Genomic DNA, 16,779 nt, shown 5'->3' on the forward strand with positions numbered 1-16,779 from the left:
ACAATTACTGTCCCACAGACGTTTCTCTGCTGCTTATGCCCGGCCACATGGTAGATTTCCCCATTGCCTGATCAGTTCTCATGATTTTAATATATGACATCCCCTATTGTCAAGTTTTTTATAAAAAAAGAGTGTCCGCAGACACTCTTACTCTTTAAAAAATCCTTTCATTTTTTCTGAGAAGGATTTCTTTTCTTCGTTTCCATTTTTATGTTCTTGCGTAGCTTCGGAATCATCGTTGTAGAACATACGCAACAATTCTTTTTGTTTTTCGCTCAAATCCGTAGGAATTTTCACCTTCAAAGTTACAACTTGATTTCCTCGCACCTTAGGATTTCGAAGGTTCGGGATACCAACACCGCGAAGAGTTACCACAGTTTCGGGCTGCGTGCCCGGTTTAATGGTGTGCTTTTGTTCACCATCAATGGTCTTAATTACAATTTCTCCACCTAATGCTGCCTGAACAAAACTTATGGGAACATCGCAATAGACATCAAAGCCTTTTCTAACAAAAACACGGTCTGGTTGAATGTAGACAGTTACCAACAAGTCTCCATAACCACCGCCATTTTCACCAACTTCGCCTTTGTTTGCCAAACGAATGGTTTGGCCATTATCAATTCCTTTTGGAATATTAACTTCGTATTTTTTGGTTTTTCTAACCTTTCCAGCTCCCTGGCAAGTATTACAAGGATCCTTAACAACCTTGCCTGAGCCATGACACTGCGAACAAGTTCGCACAGAAGTAACTGCACCAAACATGGACTGCTGAACAAACCTCTCCTGTCCAGTACCATTACACTTTGGACAACTTTCTGCATGAGTACCAGTCTTTGCGCCTGTACCATGACAAGTTTCACACTCATCTAAAATTGCAACAGAAATTTCCTTAGTACACCCAAAAGCAGCCTCCTCAAAGGTAAGCTGAATATTTACATTTACATCATTGCCTCGTCTAGGTCCATTTTTTCGGGCACCGCCACCAAAGCCCCCAAAGCCAAACATACTGCCAAAAATATCACCCAAATCTCCCATATCAAAGCCCTGGCCATAAAAACCACCGCCTGCACCGCCTTGCTCAAAGGCTGAATGGCCAAATTGGTCATATTGTGCTCTTTTTTGAGGATCGCTCAAAACTTCATAGGCTTCATTGACTTCTTTGAATTTATCTTCAGCGTCTTTATTTCCGGGGTTTTGGTCTGGATGGTATTTCACCGCCATCTTACGGTAAGCCTTCTTCAACTCTGCATCAGAAGCTCCTTTGCTTACCCCCAATATTTCGTAATAATCTCTTTTCTCAGCCAATTTCCTCACCACCTTTATTCTTTCAAGGTCTTATAACAGCAAAAGCAGGGGCGGTTCACCCGCCCTTGCCATGCACAACCACTTTATTTTACAGTTCTTTGCCTTCCCCGTCAACTACATTTGGGTCTTGGCTGTTGGGGTCTGCGCCCTGCGCTGCCTGTGCCTGCTGATATAATTTTTCGGAAATTTTATAAAACTCCTGTGTCAAGGCTTCGGTCGCTGCCTTTAAGCTTTCAACATCGGCCTCTGTCATAGTTTCGGGGTTCATATCCTTTGCCAAATCTTTCAATTTGTTCAGTTCGGCTTCCACCGCATTCTTTTCATCATCGGCCAGTTTGCCATCCAATTCGCCCAGAGTTTTTTCTGTCTGGAAAACCAAAGAGTCTGCTTCATTTTTTGCATCAATGGCTTCTTTTCTCTTTCTGTCAGCCTCTGCAAACTGTTCTGCTTCTTTTACTGCCTTTTCAATTTCATCATCGCTCAAGTTAGAACCAGCAGTAATGGTAATTTTCTGTTCTTTGCCCGTTCCCAAATCCTTAGCAGATACGTTTACTATACCATTGGCATCAATGTCGAAAGTAACCTCAATCTGAGGAACACCACGTCTTGCAGGGGCAATACCGTCCAGTTTGAAACGGCCCAAGGTTTTATTGTCTTTTGCCAAAGGTCTTTCACCCTGAACAACGTGAATATCTACCGCTGTTTGATTGTCTTCTGCTGTGGAGAATACCTGCTTTTTGTTTGTAGGGATTGTTGTGTTTCTGTCGATGAGCTTTGTTGCTACACCGCCCAATGTTTCTATACCCAAAGACAAGGGTGTTACGTCCAATAAAAGTACGCTACCAGCACCTTCATCGCCAGCTAATTTACCACCCTGGATTGCCGCACCAACAGCAACACATTCATCAGGGTTAATTCCTTTAAAAGGCTCTTTTCCTGTATATTTTTTAACTGCATCCTGAACTGCCGGAATTCTTGTGGAACCACCAACCAGTAATACTTTATCAATTTCATTTGCACTTAGTCCAGCATCAGCCAATGCCTGACGAACAGGACCCATAGTACCATCTACTAAGTCAGCTGTCAGTTCATCAAATTTGGCTCTGCTCAGTGTTACATCTAAGTGCTTAGGGCCATCCTGGTTCATTGTAATGAAAGGCAAGTTGATATTGGTTGTTGTTACTGTAGAGAGTTCTTTTTTGGCTTTTTCCGCAGCTTCTTTTAATCTCTGCATTGCCATCTTATCTTTGCTCAGATCCATGCCCTCTGCTTTTTTGAATTCTGCTACTAAATAGTTGATGACTCTCTCATCAAAATCATCACCACCCAAGCGAGTGTTACCATTTGTAGAAAGTACTTCAATAACACCATCACCAATTTCGATAATAGAAACGTCGAATGTGCCGCCACCTAAGTCGTAAACCATAATTTTTTGCTCATTTTCATTATCTAAGCCATAAGCTAAAGCAGCAGATGTAGGCTCGTTAATGATACGCTTTACTTCTAAGCCTGCAATACGACCAGCATCCTTTGTTGCCTGTCTCTGAGCATCATTGAAGTAAGCAGGAACAGTAATAACAGCTTCAGAAACAGTTTCTCCCAAATAGCTTTCTGCATCAGCCTTTAATTTCTGTAATACCATAGCAGAAATCTCCTGAGGAGAATAACTTTTATCTTCAATATTTACTTTGTAATTTTCGCCCATTCTTCTTTTAATAGAGCTAATCGTATTATCAGGGTTTGTAATAGCCTGACGTTTTGCTGTTTCACCAACTAGTCTTTCACCATTTTTTGCAAACCCAACAACCGAAGGTGTGGTTCTTGCACCATCACTATTTACAATAACAACGGGCTGACCGCCTTCCATAACTGCTACACAAGAGTTGGTTGTACCCAAGTCAATACCAATAATTTTTCCCATAATCTTTTCCTCCTAAAATATATGAATATTTAATTTCTTAGTTGGCTACCTTCACCATGCTATGGCGAATCACTTTATCTTTATATTTATAACCTTTTAACATTTCCAAAATCACTTCATTTTCACCATAATTTTCATCATCCTCATGGGCAACTGCCGCATGAAGGTTGGGATCAAATTGTTCTCCCAAGGCCTTAATTTCTTCTACACCCAAACTATGCAAAACATCCTGGAATTGTTTTAAGGTCATTTGCACCCCTTTGAAGAAACCGTCGTTTTCCTCAGCCTTACCTTCTTGCGCTGCAACGGCTCTTTCCAAATTATCCACTACCATTAAAAGCTTTTCAACCGTATCCCTTACTCCATCGTCATACATTGATGCTTTTTCTCTAGCTGTGCGTTTTCTAAAGTTATCAAATTCTGCCAAGCTTCTTTGATATTTATCAAAGTTTTCAGCTGCTTGCTGCTCTAACTTTGCAATCTTTTCAGCAGTTTCATCAACCACTTCTGCTTCAACAGTTTCTTCTTTTTGCACTTCCTGCTCTTGGGCATCAAGAATTTCTTCTGTTATGGTCTCATCTCTGTCTTTATTCTCTTCCACTTATTTCCCTCTTTTCTCTAGCCATCTTTATTATTATCTGTCAAGTTTCGTAATACTCTCTCGATATTTTGAACCATTCCGTTTAATACGGATACCACCTGGGAATAGTCCATTCTGGTAGGGCCTACAATACCAATTGTGCCCCGAGTGTCATCGCTTAGCTTATAGGTTGCTGTAATTACACTACAATCTCTCATGCTTTGCACTGTATTTTCACTGCCGATTAAAATCTGCAAGTCATTGCTTTTGCCTTCTTCCAGCAATGTAACCAAAACATCTTTTTCCTCCAAAGTTTGGAATAATGACTTGGCTTTGCTGATGTCAGAAAATTCAGGAAAAGCTAAAATATTTTTTGTTCCGCTCATATGAACTTGAACTTTTTCTGCCGCCTCCATTGTTGCCTCCAAGGCACGAAGAATTGGTCGCAACAAGTCTTTGTACTCCCCAAGTTCAAACTGTAATCGTCTGATTACCGTTTCATCTATTTGCTGTAATGCACAGCCCTGAAATGCCCGATTCAAATACATACCAATTTCAAAGATTTTTTCTTCATCAGGCACCGCACCCAATTTAATCACATGGTTTTTCATAAAATTATCTTCCGTTACAATGACCAGAAGTATGGAAACCATATCCAACGGCAACAAACGAATTTGTTTGATTCTGGCTCGTTGGCCAACAGGTTCTGAAATAAATGTAGTATAATTTGTTAAAGCCGAAATAACCTTAGCAGTCTCCTCCATAAGATAATCAATTTGATTGATGTCCCTTGAGATCAGGCTTTGTAGATACCCTTGTTCCTCGTTGCTTAGCTCTCGCTTTTGCATCAGATGATCTACATAGAGTCTATATCCTAAGTCCGAAGGAATTCGCCCTGAGGATGCATGCGGCTGCATAATAAAGCCCATTTCCTCCAAATCGCTCATTTCGTTTCGAATTGTGGCAGAGCTGATACCAAGGTTATATTTCTTGGCTATGGTTCTGGAGCCGACCGGTTCCGCCGTTTCAATATAATCATTGATAATGGCTTGCAGAATTTGTATTTTTCTGTCATTCAACGACATCTAGCCGCCCCCTTCCTCATCATTGTTAGCACTCACTTAGCACGAGTGCTAATTCATATACATAAGATAGCACTTGACACCTTAGATGTCAAGCGTAAATTATAAATTTCATCTTAATTTTGCACAATAGAATACAAAATATTTTCAAGCTTCTATTGATCTAATAAAAATTGGATAAACACCTGATTGCTTAGGTCTACACCTTTGGCAGTAAGAACAATTCCTGTTTCAGTTTCTTTCAAAAAATTACTTTGAATCGATGTAGCAATCGCCTCTGCATACACTTGCTTCATCTCGATGCCAAAGCGTCTATAAAACTTATCAAATGACACACCCTTTGTCATCCTTAACCCTAAAAACATAAATTCTTCCATCTCATCCTTTTTTGTTTCCGCTTCCCTATTTTCTTCAATTATAGTTATTTCCCCTTGTGCCAAAATATATTTGTCCATATCATAGGTATTATGGAAGCGACTACCATCAAAAAAGGAATGTGCACCCAATCCCAGCCCTAAATATGGTTGTGTTTCCCAATAAATTTGATTGTGACGGCTTTCTCTCCCTTTCTTAGCAAAATTTGAAATTTCATACTGCCTATAACCATTTTCAGCCAAAAAAGAAACTGCATAATGATACATCTTTCGGTCAAGTTCCTCCTCAATTTCTTGCAACTCTCCCTTTTCAAACTTATCATAAAAAGGAGTCCCTTCCTCGATAATCAAACTATATGCCGAAATATGCTCTGGGTTCATTTCCGTGATTTTTGCCAAAGTTTCTTTCCAGTCTTCTAATGTTTGGGATGGCAACGCAAACATCAAATCCACATTAATGTTTTGGAACCCTGCATCCCTGGCAATCATAAAATTATTTTGAAACTCCTCGATGCTATGAATGCGCCCAAGGGTAGTTAAAAGACGATTCTGCCACGCTTGCACTCCCATACTCAACCGATTAAAACCCATCTGTTTTAGCGCTTCTGCCTTTTCCTTTTCAATTGTGCCTGGATTACTTTCGATGGTTATTTCTGCTTCTTCTAGAATAGAGAAGCTATTTTTAATTTTTATCATCAAACGTTTTAGCATCTCTTTGGAAAGAACGGTAGGGGTTCCACCGCCGAAAAAGATAGAACTTACATCCCACCCCTTACATACACTTCCCCGTTTCTCAATTTCCATTTCCAATGCAGAAACATACGCCTCATATTTCTCCTCCATATCTCCATAGGATGGGAAATCACAATATAGGCACTTCCTCTTACAAAAAGGAATATGAACATAAAGTCCCATTGTTTTCATCATAACTCATCCTTTCTCCCCCCCATGATAACATAGCCTGTCCTTGAAAAAAAGGTATAATTATGCTATACTTTTTAATTGCATAATCATACCAACATCTATAGTTCTAACATTATAATTCTTAGAAATGAGAGGGTTCTTACCTATGAATGCTTTTCGTGAAATGAAAGAAGAAATCTCCGAATTTTTTAATGGCAATTTAGCCTTAAAAACTTTTAAGTGGCTTGCCTTATTTGTATTTCCTTTTTATATTGCTGTTATAAGCAATTATCTTTCCTATGGCAATACAGATCAACTGGTTACCTTAATCACTACAAACACAGGCTCCTTTGTTTATGGTGCCATTTTAGTATGGCTGGTTTTTTTGTTCCTTTCGGCTATTATGCCCAGTCTATCAGTAGCCACTGTTATCACATCTCTTATTTTTATTATTCTATCCTTGGTTGATTATTTTAAATTTGTTATTTTAAAAACCCATTTCTTACCATGGGATATTTATTTGGCTCAAAACGCTTCAAGCTTTACAGAATTCCTAGGTTCTATTGAAATTACCCAATCCGTCTGGGAAATTGTCATCAGTACCCTATTCTACTGTATTTTTATCTATCTACTGTCGCCATCTGTTCCAATAAAATGGAAATACCGTGGACCCCTTTCACCTATTTTTTTAATTACCCTTGTTCTGTTTGTAACCAACAGTGGCATTCGGCAAATTTATGGCCCTGTGTTCGGAATTTCATTAGAAGAAACCACTGATCAAACAGAGCTGTATGCTGAACATGGGTTTTTAACTGCCTTTGCCCTAAACTTTGGTTCTCTTAATCTGGGTGAGCCTCAAAATTATAACAAGGGCTATATCCATCACGCCTTTGAGAAATACCTACCCAAGGAAAGCAGTGGTGCCTCTTTCCAAAGCCCCGATATTGTTGTAGTACTCTCTGAGGCATATTGGGATCCATCGGTTTTAAATGGAGTTACATTTTCCGCGGACCCTCTTGTAAATTTTAGGGGAATTGCCGAGACAAATCCCAGTGGCAGAATGGTTTCACCCACCTTTGGTGGTGGCACAGTACGCCCAGAGTTCGAAATTCTAACTGGAATGTCCACCAGCGCTCTACCACCAGGTAACATCCCTTATCAGCAATATGTGAAAGGTGAAATTTTCTCCTTTCCAAGAATCTATAAAAACTTAGGTTATGATGCTATTGGCATCCATACCTATCAGAAAACCTTTTACGACCGAAACAAATCCTACCCTCTTATGGGGTTTGATGATTTTCTTGGAGAATACGATCTCCATGCAGAACATCATTGGAACAGTGGCCCTTACATCACTGATGAAACCATAGCAGAAGAAATAATCTATCAGCTGGAACAACCTCATGATGTTGGTGTTTTCGTAATGGCAATCACCATGGAAAATCACAGTATGTATCACGATAAATATGATGAGGAAGATAGAGTGATAAAAGTACAGGGGGATACTCTAACACCTCAGCAAATTTTAACCTTGGAAAACTATGCTGCTGGTGTAAGAAACTCTGACCTTGCATTAAAAGAAATCTATGATTTTGTCATGAACCGAGAAAAACCCACCGTTGTACTTTGGTACGGCGATCATTTACCTACCTTAGGGGATGACTTTGATCCATACACCTCCACTGGTACCATCAACTCCTCCACCGCCGTAGAGTGGACAGAGGACGAAAAATACACCATGTTCTCTACCCCCTATTTGATTTTTACAAATTATGATACAGGCAGAGAATACCTTGCAGATAAGGAATATGTCTCTCCATATTTGCTTCCAGCACTTATGGCGGACTATATCGATGCCCCACAGTGCGTGCAAACTAATTTCCTTTTAGATTTATACAAAACTTGCCCTGTTATCAGCAAATATTACAACCTATACACACCAACGGGGGATGAGGATAGGCGAGAAAAAATGCGGGAATTGCACGAACTTATGACTTATGATATGCTCATTGGTAAAAACTATATTTCTGACTTAAAAAAATATTGATTTAAAACATCTAACCTATGTTTACGGAAGTAAATCTTCCATCGAACATAGGTTTTTCTAAACAAAAAAGGTTGCTCCTTCTTAAGAAGCAACCTTTTATTCTCATACACTAGGTCAATATGATAGTAAAAGCTTTACGGCCTTGGGTAAGCGCCATCCCAAACAATAGATCGATACCCTCCTTGATCCGTATCCCCTTCTGTGCTAAAACATAACACTTTTGCACTTTCATCGAGCTTAAGCTTTTCTTTCCAATGCTTCAAATCAGGATTTCTCATGATTTCTGCAACACACCCAAAGGTTGCTGCACCACTTTCACCGGAGATAATTGGTGAGTCACCCTTAATAGGGTTACCTAAAATGCGCATACCTTCAGCAGCTACATAGTCAGGGCAAGAAATAAAATTATCCCCATATGAATTTAGAATTTCCCAGCCAATGCTACAAGGTTCCCCGCAGGCCAGACCAGCCATGATGGTGTCCATATCTCCCGTTACATAGTGAAGCTTACCATCCCCAGCTTTTGCTGTCTGATAGATGCAGTCTGCCTTATTAGGTTCAACAATGGTAATGATTGGGCACTCCTCTTTATAAACTGCGGCAAAAAAAGCCGTTACTGCCCCAGCCATAGAGCCTACACCCGCCTGTAAAAATATGTGCGTTGGCTTTTCAACTAGCTGGCAATATGCCTCATATGCCATGGTGCCATATCCCTGCATAATCCAAGTGGGTATATCCTCATATCCCTCCCAAGCGGTATCCTGCACCATAATCCAACCTTTTTCTTCTGCCTGTCTATGGGCAAAACGCACGGCATCATCATAATTTAGCTCTGTAATACTAGCATTTGCCCCCTGGTTTAAAATATTATCTAAGCGTTCCTTAGCACTTCCCCTAGGCATATATACCACAGCCTTCTGCTTTAAGTTTTTCGCTGTCCATGCAACACCTCTACCATGGTTTCCATCCGTTGCCGTAACAAATGTAATCTCGCCAAGTTTACTTCTAGTTTCGTCAGAAGTCAAATGACTATAAGAAATATTTTCTATACCCATGCCAATCTTCTTAGCCAATACATTTCCTATTGCAAAACTACCCCCTAGCACCTTAAACGCATTTAATCCAAATCGGTAGGATTCATCCTTGATATAAACATTGCCCAATCCTAATTCCTTGGCTGTATTTTTCAATGAAACCAATGGTGTTTTTTGGTACAAAGGAAAACTGCTGTGAAATGCATGTACTTTTCTAGCAATTTCTAATGCAAAAAGACTCACGTCTGCCTTTTGCCTGTTTGCCCTATCATATTGAACAAGCTTAAATTCCTCTTTCATGAAATCCTCCTCCTGTTTTTAACTTCTTCTTCCTTCAGTATACTTGCCCCTTGTCCTTTATGCAACATCACAATCATGTGTACAAAAATAAGGCATAGCTTTTTTTCATAAAGCCATGCCTTTACCTTTACTACTAATTATAATGGGGCATTCTCAATAGCTGCCTTGATTCACAGCCCACAAGAATCCTGGTTTAGTGGAAATACACGTCCATAATAGATGTAAAAAATCAACATGGACCAATAAACCTCATAACCACCTTGGTCAAACTCCTCTTGTATTAGAAAGTACCCCGTGAACCATTGATATACCACCCAAGTTAAAAAACACGTTTTAACTCATAATCATAATCTTGGCTCTAAGGGCAAATTCACTCATCATTTCAAATTACCTTTAATACAAGAGTATAGTTTACTATCCTCTTTTTTGTAGAATTACTTGCACACAACTGCGGTGCCAGAAACTGTAACCATTAACATACCATTATCTGCGCCTAAAACTTCATAGTCCACGTCTACCCCTACAACTGCATTTGCACCCATGGCACCTGCTCTTTTTACCATTTCTGCAATTGCATTCTCTCTGGCAGAAATCAATTCTTCCTCATATGTACCAGATCTTCCGCCGAAAAAGTTGCTTAACCCCGCAACAAAGTCCTTCACAAAGTTCACCCCAGCAATGACCTCACCAAACACGATACCTTTATAATCTACAATTTCTTTTCCTTCAATTCCATTTGTTGTTGTTACAATCATGTTCTTACCCCTCTCTTTTATAAGTTTTTATATAAATCTGCGAATTTGCGCGCCAAAAGGCAACAACGCAAGCCCCGCAAATTTAAAATGCTGAATACCAAAGGGTATCCCAATAATGGTTAAACAGCACATAACGCCCATGGTTAAAGAGCTAATTGCTAACTCAACTCCACAAAATAATATCCAAATCACATTTAAAATAATAGACCCTGAATTTAAGTTTCCATAGTCAATTTGGGTACCAAAGGGCCAAATCACCATTTTAGCAAATTTAAAACATTGCAAACCAATTGGTATGCCTATGATAGTAATGCAACAAATTATTCCTGCCAAAAACCAGCCGATTGCAGAAAATATTCCTCCGAAAACCAACCACAAAATGTTTCCTAAAATACTCACTTATCTTTTTCCTTCCTATATACAGACCGATAAAAGCCGATTACTTTTTCATAATCCACTGCCCTCAAGGCATCTTCACCCATGGGTGAAAGTCCATAAACACCTTTTTCTAACCTTTCAAACCATTGATACACATTACTTTGCAAGATTGAGGAATACTTTTCCTCCTTCCCCATCAAACGTAGCTCTTTTACAGAAATTCGTCCAAACTCCTCGATGATACAGCAAAGCTCGATAGCTCTCTCTCGATATGCAGTCATTATCTTTCGTCGGGTCATTCCCCCAACATTTTCTGCAACATGACGATTATGAATTTCAGCCTGTAATCGCTCCTGCTTTTTTCGATTTTTCCGAATCATGCTATCAGCGGGTTCTAACACCACATCTACTGTTTTTAAGGGACTATCCAATGCAACAGTGATGAGTCCCACTTCTAGCCGCTTTAAAAGCCTTATCATGTCCTTCCAAGTTCTGTCTCCCTGCCCCTTTTCAGGACGAGGGATCGCAACAAAAACCTGATCCGTTAAACTTTGCCGCTCCAAAGCTTGATATACTAGCTTAAGGTTAAAGCTCTTTTTCAATTCAACAATTAGGGTTTGGCCTTCTTTTATGGCTGCAATATCACAATGTTTCACCTCAGCCTGCACCTTATAGCCCTCATCTTCCAAAAACACCTTAATTGGCTCATATAGGTCTGTTTCTTTTAAACTCATACCTTTCTTCCCTTAGCCATAAAAGCCTCTATCTCATCAACAGTACGGAGCATATTTTGGGTCATAACCTCACACCCATCATGGGTTACCAACACATCATCCTCAATGCGAATACCGATGTTCCATTCCTCAATATACAGCCCAGGCTCCACAGTCAGAACCATGCCTTCCTGTAAATCCCGATCCATATATCTACCAATGTCATGGGTCTCTGCTCCTAAATAGTGGCTAACACCATGATAATAGTACTTTGTTATATCCTCCATGGTTTCTGCCAAACCCAATTTCTTCAGTTCTATCAGATAGTGATCTTTTAAAACTTCATTTAAACGAGAAAAGGCCACTCCTGGTTGGATGGTCTCGATCACCTTTTTCTGCCCCGACAAAACAATGTTGTAAATAACCTTTTGTCTTTCAGTAAATTGCCCACTAACGGGGAAAGTTCGGGTAATATCCCCATTGTACCACCCCACTTGTGCACCAGCATCCACCAAAATCAAATCGCCATCTTTGGTTTGCTGGTTATTTTCAACATAATGGAGAATAGTACTTCTCTTCCCCGCTGCTGCAATGGTTTGAAACGCCTTATGACGTACACCTCGCTTGGTCAATACAAAATCAAAAAATGCCTCGATTTCGTATTCCATCATACCTCCTCGGGCATTTTCCATCATTGCAAAAAAACCCTCCTCGGTAATATGCATGGCTCTACGCATACGCTCCAATTCCCACTCATCTTTAATTAGCCTTAGATCACTAAAAATGGGGTATAAATCCTGGAGCTGAATAGCAGGATATTTTTCTCCCAATTCCTTAGCAAAGGAAAGGGATGCTGTGGGCGATGCATTCCAGTCTCTGTTTTCCAAGTCCAAATAAACGGTCTTAATGTTATGCTTAAATAAAAATGCACCAAAATCCTTGAGAAAGCTATCGACAAACTCAATCTGTTCAATCTCTGATTGTTCCCTAGCTTCCTCAACGGTAATATTGGAACCAACCCATTTTGCTAAAATGCCATTATCCCTGGGGATATAAAGGGTTGTTGTGATGCCTGATGCTGTCTTTGCCATAAAAAAAATGCAGTTTTCTCTTTCAATCCCTGTTACATAATAAAAGTTTCGGTCGGGTGAAAAGGGATATTGCTCATCTCCCCTCTTATACGGCGCCTGCCCTGCAAAAAGTATGGCTACACTGTTTTCTGTCAAACGACCTTCCAGCTTCGCCCTATTGTTTTCAAAGTTACCCATATGAACCACCAAACCTCTCCTATATATTCTATCATACTTTGTTTTTTGGAATTCTAAGAAACTCTAATGAAATTCAAAAGATTTTATTAATCTTTTACTTTTGAAAAATCTTGACCTAGCAACCTAATACCAAAAACTTATATAGAAATCGCGCATCTTTAAGTTTTTAAAAGAACAGGCGTGAGACACATAGATTTTTTTTGCCAAGTTGAACCGAAAGGATTGCATTAAAAACACTTTCTTTCAGAACCACATTTTTTAATACTGTATTTTTTCTCTGTTCAATCAAATTAAAACTCTATAAAGTCTCATAAAAACAAGTGTATCTCCCTTAAAATTTATAATGCAATTTACTTTGCATAAATAAAACCTTTTTCTTCAAAAAATTGAATAAGAATATTTTCATCTCCTTCAATAATACCTTGCACTGCTTCTTCTTTTCCCCCACCCTTACAGTTAAATTGTTTTTTTAATTCAGTTTCAATGACATGGGCATCTTTTTTTCTACTAACCAAAACAAAAGCATATCCTCTTTGGGAAGGAGTAAGAACCATAGCTCTCCCATTCTTTTTTTCTGCGGCCAAATCCGCCAATTTTGCCATATCTTTTCCGCTTAATTCATCCGCCAAAATCAACACATCTTTCGCATTTTCCGGCAATTGCTCAATTTTCATTAAGAAAGATTGCCATTTCCATTTTTTCACTTCTTGTATTAGCATATCCCTCTCACTCTGAATCTTGCTTACAGCTTCGTCAATTTTATCCTCTGGAACGGAAAGCTTTCTCCCAACTTCACTAGCAGCTTGGTTCACCCTTTGCAAATAAGTCAACGCTCTTTTTCCACAAAGCAGTTCTATTCTCGTACCGCCTTTATAATTCTGTGCACCAATCATCTTAATCATGCCAATTTCACCGGCAAATCTCACATGTATTCCACAGCAAGCGCAACAGTCATATTCTCCCGCCTGCACAATACGCACCTCACCAAAAAGTTCTTTCTTACTCCGGTATTCCAGCTGTTCCAAGGTGTTTTTACTTGGATAGGTAATAGATAAAGGTGTATTTCTCCATATTGCCTCATTTGCCTTTTCCTCCAACCAAAGCAAATCCTGGCTTGGTATTTGTACACTGAAGTCAATGGTAACGCTATCTTTGCCCATATGGAAGCCAACATTGTCACAGCTATATTTATTACAAATAATTCCTGAAAGTATATGTTCTCCCGAATGGTTCTGCATCAAATCAAAACGCCATGTCCAGTTGACCTCCCCTCTCACCTCAATGCCAACCTCTAGAGGCTTATCTCCATAGTGGATAATTTGTCCATTTTCCTCCTGGGTATCCAGAATTCGAACTCCCCCTAACACCCCATTATCTCCAGGTTGACCTCCCCCCTCAGGATAAAACAAGGTCTTGTCCAAAACTATATGAAAACAGCCATCATTAGCCTCTTTACAGAAAATCACACGCCCCATAAACTTGGTTGCGTATGCATTTTGATAATATAATCTTTCCGTCATCCAATCGCCTCCTAAAACACTTTAAAACAGTATAACACGCTTTTTAACCTAAGAAAAGATTGGCATATTCTTTATTCCCAGGAAACTTAAATCAAATACCCACTCCCAACATTGAATAAAAACTCAACTCATTTTTCCACCTCTATTTTGAACACTGATTCCTCCAAACCACTCGAATATCTTACCCCAAATATGCCCACGATACATTGATTTACTAAAATCATTTAACTCCTTATATTGATAAAATTCAGAAAAATTAAATTTACGTAAGCTTAAGAAAGCTTATTAAAACAAGGATAATATGAACCATCTTTCTGCAATCAAAAAGCAGACATTGAGGAGAATTTCAATGTCTGCCAAACCATTTCACAACTTTTTAAATTGTTTTTTATTTGCTTAATGAAACTGTTTCTAGAACCACTTATTTTTTATAAATTATCCCAACGGCAACGGCACCAGGACCTGCATAGGTACCAACAACAGGCCCAATAAATCCATTTAGACAATTAGAGATATCAAATTCTTCGGCAAAGCATTCTTTTAACTTAGTAATATTATCGTCTGCCTCTGCCTGACAGAACATAATCGGATAGTTTTCATCCACATTGTCTGCCATTACCAACTCTTTCATCTTGGAAAACATTCTTTTTTTGCCTTTTGCCTTTGCTACATTAATGACTAAGCCATCTTCCGTTGATATAATAGGATGAAGATTCAACATGGTTCCTACAATGGCGGCGCTACCCGACAACCTTCCCCCTTTTTTAACATATTTTAGAGTTTCGATGGCAGCATAAACTTTTGCTCTTCCAGATAAGTCACTCATCTCTTGGAACAATTCTTCAGCAGTTGCCCCTTCTTTTGCACGTTTGGCTGCAATCTCCACCAGAAGCCCCAAAGCGGAACAAACATTATGGGTATCCACAATCCAAATATTATCCCTTTCCAAAGATGCTTTAGCAATATTTGCAGACTGAACAGTTCCACTTAACTTACTGCCAATTAATATACATACAACATCATCCCCTTTTGCTAAAGCTTGTTGAAAAGCCTGTTCAAAGGAGTGTGGCGTAGGTTGGGCTGTTGTAGGAATTTCATGGCTATTTCTGAGGTGATGATAAAATTCCTCTGACGTCATATTCTCACCATCAATAAACGTCTGGTCTCCAAAATGCACCGTTAGAGGTACACATACAACACCGATTTCCTCTAGTCTTTCCCTAGATAAATCGCAAGTGCTGTCCGTAATAATCTGTACCATTTTTATTCCTCCTTTAATGAAACGGCAAATGCCAATATAATCAATTTTTAATCTTTCTTCATATTATAATAGTTTTTAATACTACGTCAACCGTTTCCTAATAAAGAACAAGAGAATATTTTGGAATATGTGTTGCATTTATGAAAACTTTTCATTGTCTATAACTAATGCTTGGGGAATGTTGACGTTAAAATTAGGCCTGGAAAATTTCTTTTCCAAGCCTTTGTTTATTATACCAAAATCATGATTCTTCTATTACTTCTTCTAAAGCATTCTTTTTTGTATTACCTTTAAGCAATACAACTCCCCCAAAAATAACTGCAATAGCTAGTACAATACGGGTTGCACTGTGATTCAACCTCCACGCCAATTCCCACAAAAACCCATCAATAAAAGGATTAAGAATGTTCATTCCTATTTGAGCCAACATACAGATGCCGAAAAATATGAGTACTGTTGCAACCAATTTCTTGTTTCTTCTTAATACTTCATCTGCTTTGGCAAAATCAACATCATTAAAAACCAAATATCTATCTTCTTGAGCTAAAAACTCATCTTCTGGCATACTGCGTAAGTTATGGGTGTGGAAAAAACTATAGAACCATACAACAGGAATAATCGCCCACAATACTTCTAGGTTTGCCCATCCACCAAAAGCTCCAACACCCCAAAAAATCAGCATTAGGCTTATTCCCTGCTTATAAAGCCCCATATACATTTCCCCAGCACCTGGAACCAAGGAACAACAAAACGTAAAGAAAGAATTTTTCTTGTTTTTCATTACTGTAACCTCCAAAAAATTTATATTATAATTGCTTTTTACATAATTTAGTATATCTCATTGTTATTTGGATTTCTTTTAATCTTTTTTAAGAATTTATAAATTTTCTAAGTTTAGGCACCTATAAAAAATAATCTGACTACTAGAAACCAAAGCAAAAAGGGTTCTATCAAATAATTACGAATGAAAAAAACAGTTTAAAAAAATACGAAAATTTTTGAAGGCTTTCCCAACCATATTTATTCCTTATACAAACAATAGTCTTTTGCTGATGTAATAGCTTATGTTTTTACCTTTATACAAACCAAGTATTTGCCATCTAAAAGTCCTGTTACAAAGATCCCATCTTGATAAAGGGCTTCTTTACCTTCCTCAGCCTAAATACATCGTCTCTTTTTATCCATCATTGGCACGCATTTTGAAATTTGTTGTTGTTTCAAAAGATCAGCTCCTATATGGTGCTAATACTAACTTTATCCTCTTTATTGATCAAAAATCCCCTTTCATTAGATTTATGTTTCTCTAATAAAAGGGGTCTGTATCAAAAATTGTATATG

14 protein-coding genes and 1 riboswitch are annotated in these 16,779 nt (G+C 38.7%); of the genes, 1 reads left to right on the plus strand and 13 read right to left on the minus strand.

Going from position 1 to position 16,779, the window contains the following annotated elements; genetic code table 11:
• Positions 1-5 precede the first annotated feature (5 nt).
• Positions 6-85: riboswitch (NiCo riboswitch) on the minus strand.
• Between the two features lie 62 nt (positions 86-147).
• The 5 genes from dnaJ to hemW form a co-directional block, all read right to left on the minus strand.
• Positions 148-1,314, minus strand: coding sequence for a molecular chaperone DnaJ (dnaJ, locus tag ABVZ64_RS08245; RefSeq protein ID WP_352400663.1), 1,167 nt, complete (start codon positions 1,312-1,314; stop codon positions 148-150).
• Between the two features lie 79 nt (positions 1,315-1,393).
• Positions 1,394-3,226 (minus strand): molecular chaperone DnaK, encoded by a 1,833-nt coding sequence (gene dnaK, locus ABVZ64_RS08250; RefSeq protein ID WP_352400535.1) that lies wholly within the window; start codon positions 3,224-3,226, stop codon positions 1,394-1,396.
• Positions 3,227-3,263: 37 nt separating this feature from the next.
• Positions 3,264-3,827, minus strand: coding sequence for a nucleotide exchange factor GrpE (gene grpE / locus ABVZ64_RS08255; RefSeq protein WP_352400536.1), 564 nt, complete (start codon positions 3,825-3,827; stop codon positions 3,264-3,266).
• 17 nt (positions 3,828-3,844) lie between these two features.
• Positions 3,845-4,891 carry a heat-inducible transcriptional repressor HrcA gene (gene hrcA, locus ABVZ64_RS08260; protein ID WP_352400537.1) on the minus strand — a complete coding sequence of 349 codons (1,047 nt, stop codon included), beginning with the start codon at positions 4,889-4,891 and terminating at the stop codon, positions 3,845-3,847.
• A gap of 152 nt (positions 4,892-5,043) precedes the next feature.
• Positions 5,044-6,189: a radical SAM family heme chaperone HemW gene (hemW, locus tag ABVZ64_RS08265; protein WP_352400538.1), complete on the minus strand. Its 1,146-nt coding sequence runs from the start codon at positions 6,187-6,189 to the stop codon at positions 5,044-5,046.
• 142 nt (positions 6,190-6,331) lie between these two features.
• Between hemW and ABVZ64_RS08270 the strand changes: the two genes are divergently transcribed.
• Positions 6,332-8,212, plus strand: coding sequence for an LTA synthase family protein (locus ABVZ64_RS08270; RefSeq protein WP_352400539.1), 1,881 nt, complete (start codon positions 6,332-6,334; stop codon positions 8,210-8,212).
• A gap of 134 nt (positions 8,213-8,346) precedes the next feature.
• On the opposite strand, the gene dpaL is transcribed toward ABVZ64_RS08270, so the two are convergent.
• The 8 genes from dpaL to ABVZ64_RS08310 all read right to left on the minus strand — a co-directional run bounded on the left by dpaL (position 8,347) and on the right by ABVZ64_RS08310 (position 16,222).
• On the minus strand, positions 8,347-9,546 hold the full coding sequence (gene dpaL / locus ABVZ64_RS08275) for a diaminopropionate ammonia-lyase (RefSeq protein ID WP_352400540.1): 1,200 nt from the start codon (positions 9,544-9,546) through the stop codon (positions 8,347-8,349).
• 434 nt (positions 9,547-9,980) lie between these two features.
• The gene (locus ABVZ64_RS08280) at positions 9,981-10,301 is read right to left on the minus strand and encodes a putative heavy metal-binding protein (protein WP_352400541.1); all 321 of its coding nucleotides are present in this window, start codon (positions 10,299-10,301) and stop codon (positions 9,981-9,983) included.
• Between the two features lie 27 nt (positions 10,302-10,328).
• Positions 10,329-10,700, minus strand: coding sequence for a YccF domain-containing protein (locus ABVZ64_RS08285; RefSeq protein ID WP_352400542.1), 372 nt, complete (start codon positions 10,698-10,700; stop codon positions 10,329-10,331).
• Complete coding sequence (locus tag ABVZ64_RS08290; RefSeq protein WP_352400543.1) at positions 10,697-11,413, minus strand: DUF2161 domain-containing phosphodiesterase; 717 nt, start codon at positions 11,411-11,413, stop codon at positions 10,697-10,699. Before ABVZ64_RS08290 ends, ABVZ64_RS08285 begins: the two co-directional genes overlap by 4 nt.
• Positions 11,410-12,660 carry an aminopeptidase P family protein gene (locus ABVZ64_RS08295; RefSeq protein WP_352400544.1) on the minus strand — a complete coding sequence of 417 codons (1,251 nt, stop codon included), beginning with the start codon at positions 12,658-12,660 and terminating at the stop codon, positions 11,410-11,412. The genes ABVZ64_RS08290 and ABVZ64_RS08295 overlap by 4 nt, the downstream gene beginning before the upstream one ends.
• Before the next feature lie 350 nt (positions 12,661-13,010).
• Entirely contained in the window at positions 13,011-14,180 is a 1,170-nt protein-coding gene (locus ABVZ64_RS08300) for an alanyl-tRNA editing protein (protein ID WP_352400545.1), read from the minus strand.
• A gap of 421 nt (positions 14,181-14,601) precedes the next feature.
• Positions 14,602-15,441 (minus strand): DegV family protein, encoded by an 840-nt coding sequence (locus tag ABVZ64_RS08305; protein WP_352400546.1) that lies wholly within the window; start codon positions 15,439-15,441, stop codon positions 14,602-14,604.
• Positions 15,442-15,682: 241 nt separating this feature from the next.
• Positions 15,683-16,222: a hypothetical protein gene (locus tag ABVZ64_RS08310; RefSeq protein WP_352400547.1), complete on the minus strand. Its 540-nt coding sequence runs from the start codon at positions 16,220-16,222 to the stop codon at positions 15,683-15,685.
• Between the last annotated feature and the right edge of the window lie 557 nt (positions 16,223-16,779).

The organism is Anaerotignum sp. (assembly GCF_040307045.1).
Lineage (GTDB): Bacteria > Bacillota > Clostridia > Lachnospirales > Anaerotignaceae > Chakrabartyella.

Excerpts from the sequence above, each read along its gene's own strand:
- dnaK (WP_352400535.1), bottom strand. The coding sequence starts at position 3,226 with ATGGGAAAAATTATTGGTATTGACTTGGGTACAACCAACTCTTGTGTA.
- hrcA (WP_352400537.1), bottom strand. The coding sequence starts at position 4,891 with ATGTCGTTGAATGACAGAAAAATACAAATTCTGCAAGCCATTATCAAT.
- hemW (WP_352400538.1), bottom strand. The coding sequence starts at position 6,189 with ATGATGAAAACAATGGGACTTTATGTTCATATTCCTTTTTGTAAGAGG.
- ABVZ64_RS08270 (WP_352400539.1), top strand. The coding sequence starts at position 6,332 with ATGAATGCTTTTCGTGAAATGAAAGAAGAAATCTCCGAATTTTTTAAT.
- dpaL (WP_352400540.1), bottom strand. The coding sequence starts at position 9,546 with ATGAAAGAGGAATTTAAGCTTGTTCAATATGATAGGGCAAACAGGCAA.
- ABVZ64_RS08280 (WP_352400541.1), bottom strand. The coding sequence starts at position 10,301 with ATGATTGTAACAACAACAAATGGAATTGAAGGAAAAGAAATTGTAGAT.
- ABVZ64_RS08290 (WP_352400543.1), bottom strand. The coding sequence starts at position 11,413 with ATGAGTTTAAAAGAAACAGACCTATATGAGCCAATTAAGGTGTTTTTG.
- ABVZ64_RS08295 (WP_352400544.1), bottom strand. The coding sequence starts at position 12,660 with ATGGGTAACTTTGAAAACAATAGGGCGAAGCTGGAAGGTCGTTTGACA.
- ABVZ64_RS08300 (WP_352400545.1), bottom strand. The coding sequence starts at position 14,180 with ATGACGGAAAGATTATATTATCAAAATGCATACGCAACCAAGTTTATG.
- ABVZ64_RS08305 (WP_352400546.1), bottom strand. The coding sequence starts at position 15,441 with ATGGTACAGATTATTACGGACAGCACTTGCGATTTATCTAGGGAAAGA.
- ABVZ64_RS08310 (WP_352400547.1), bottom strand. The coding sequence starts at position 16,222 with ATGAAAAACAAGAAAAATTCTTTCTTTACGTTTTGTTGTTCCTTGGTT.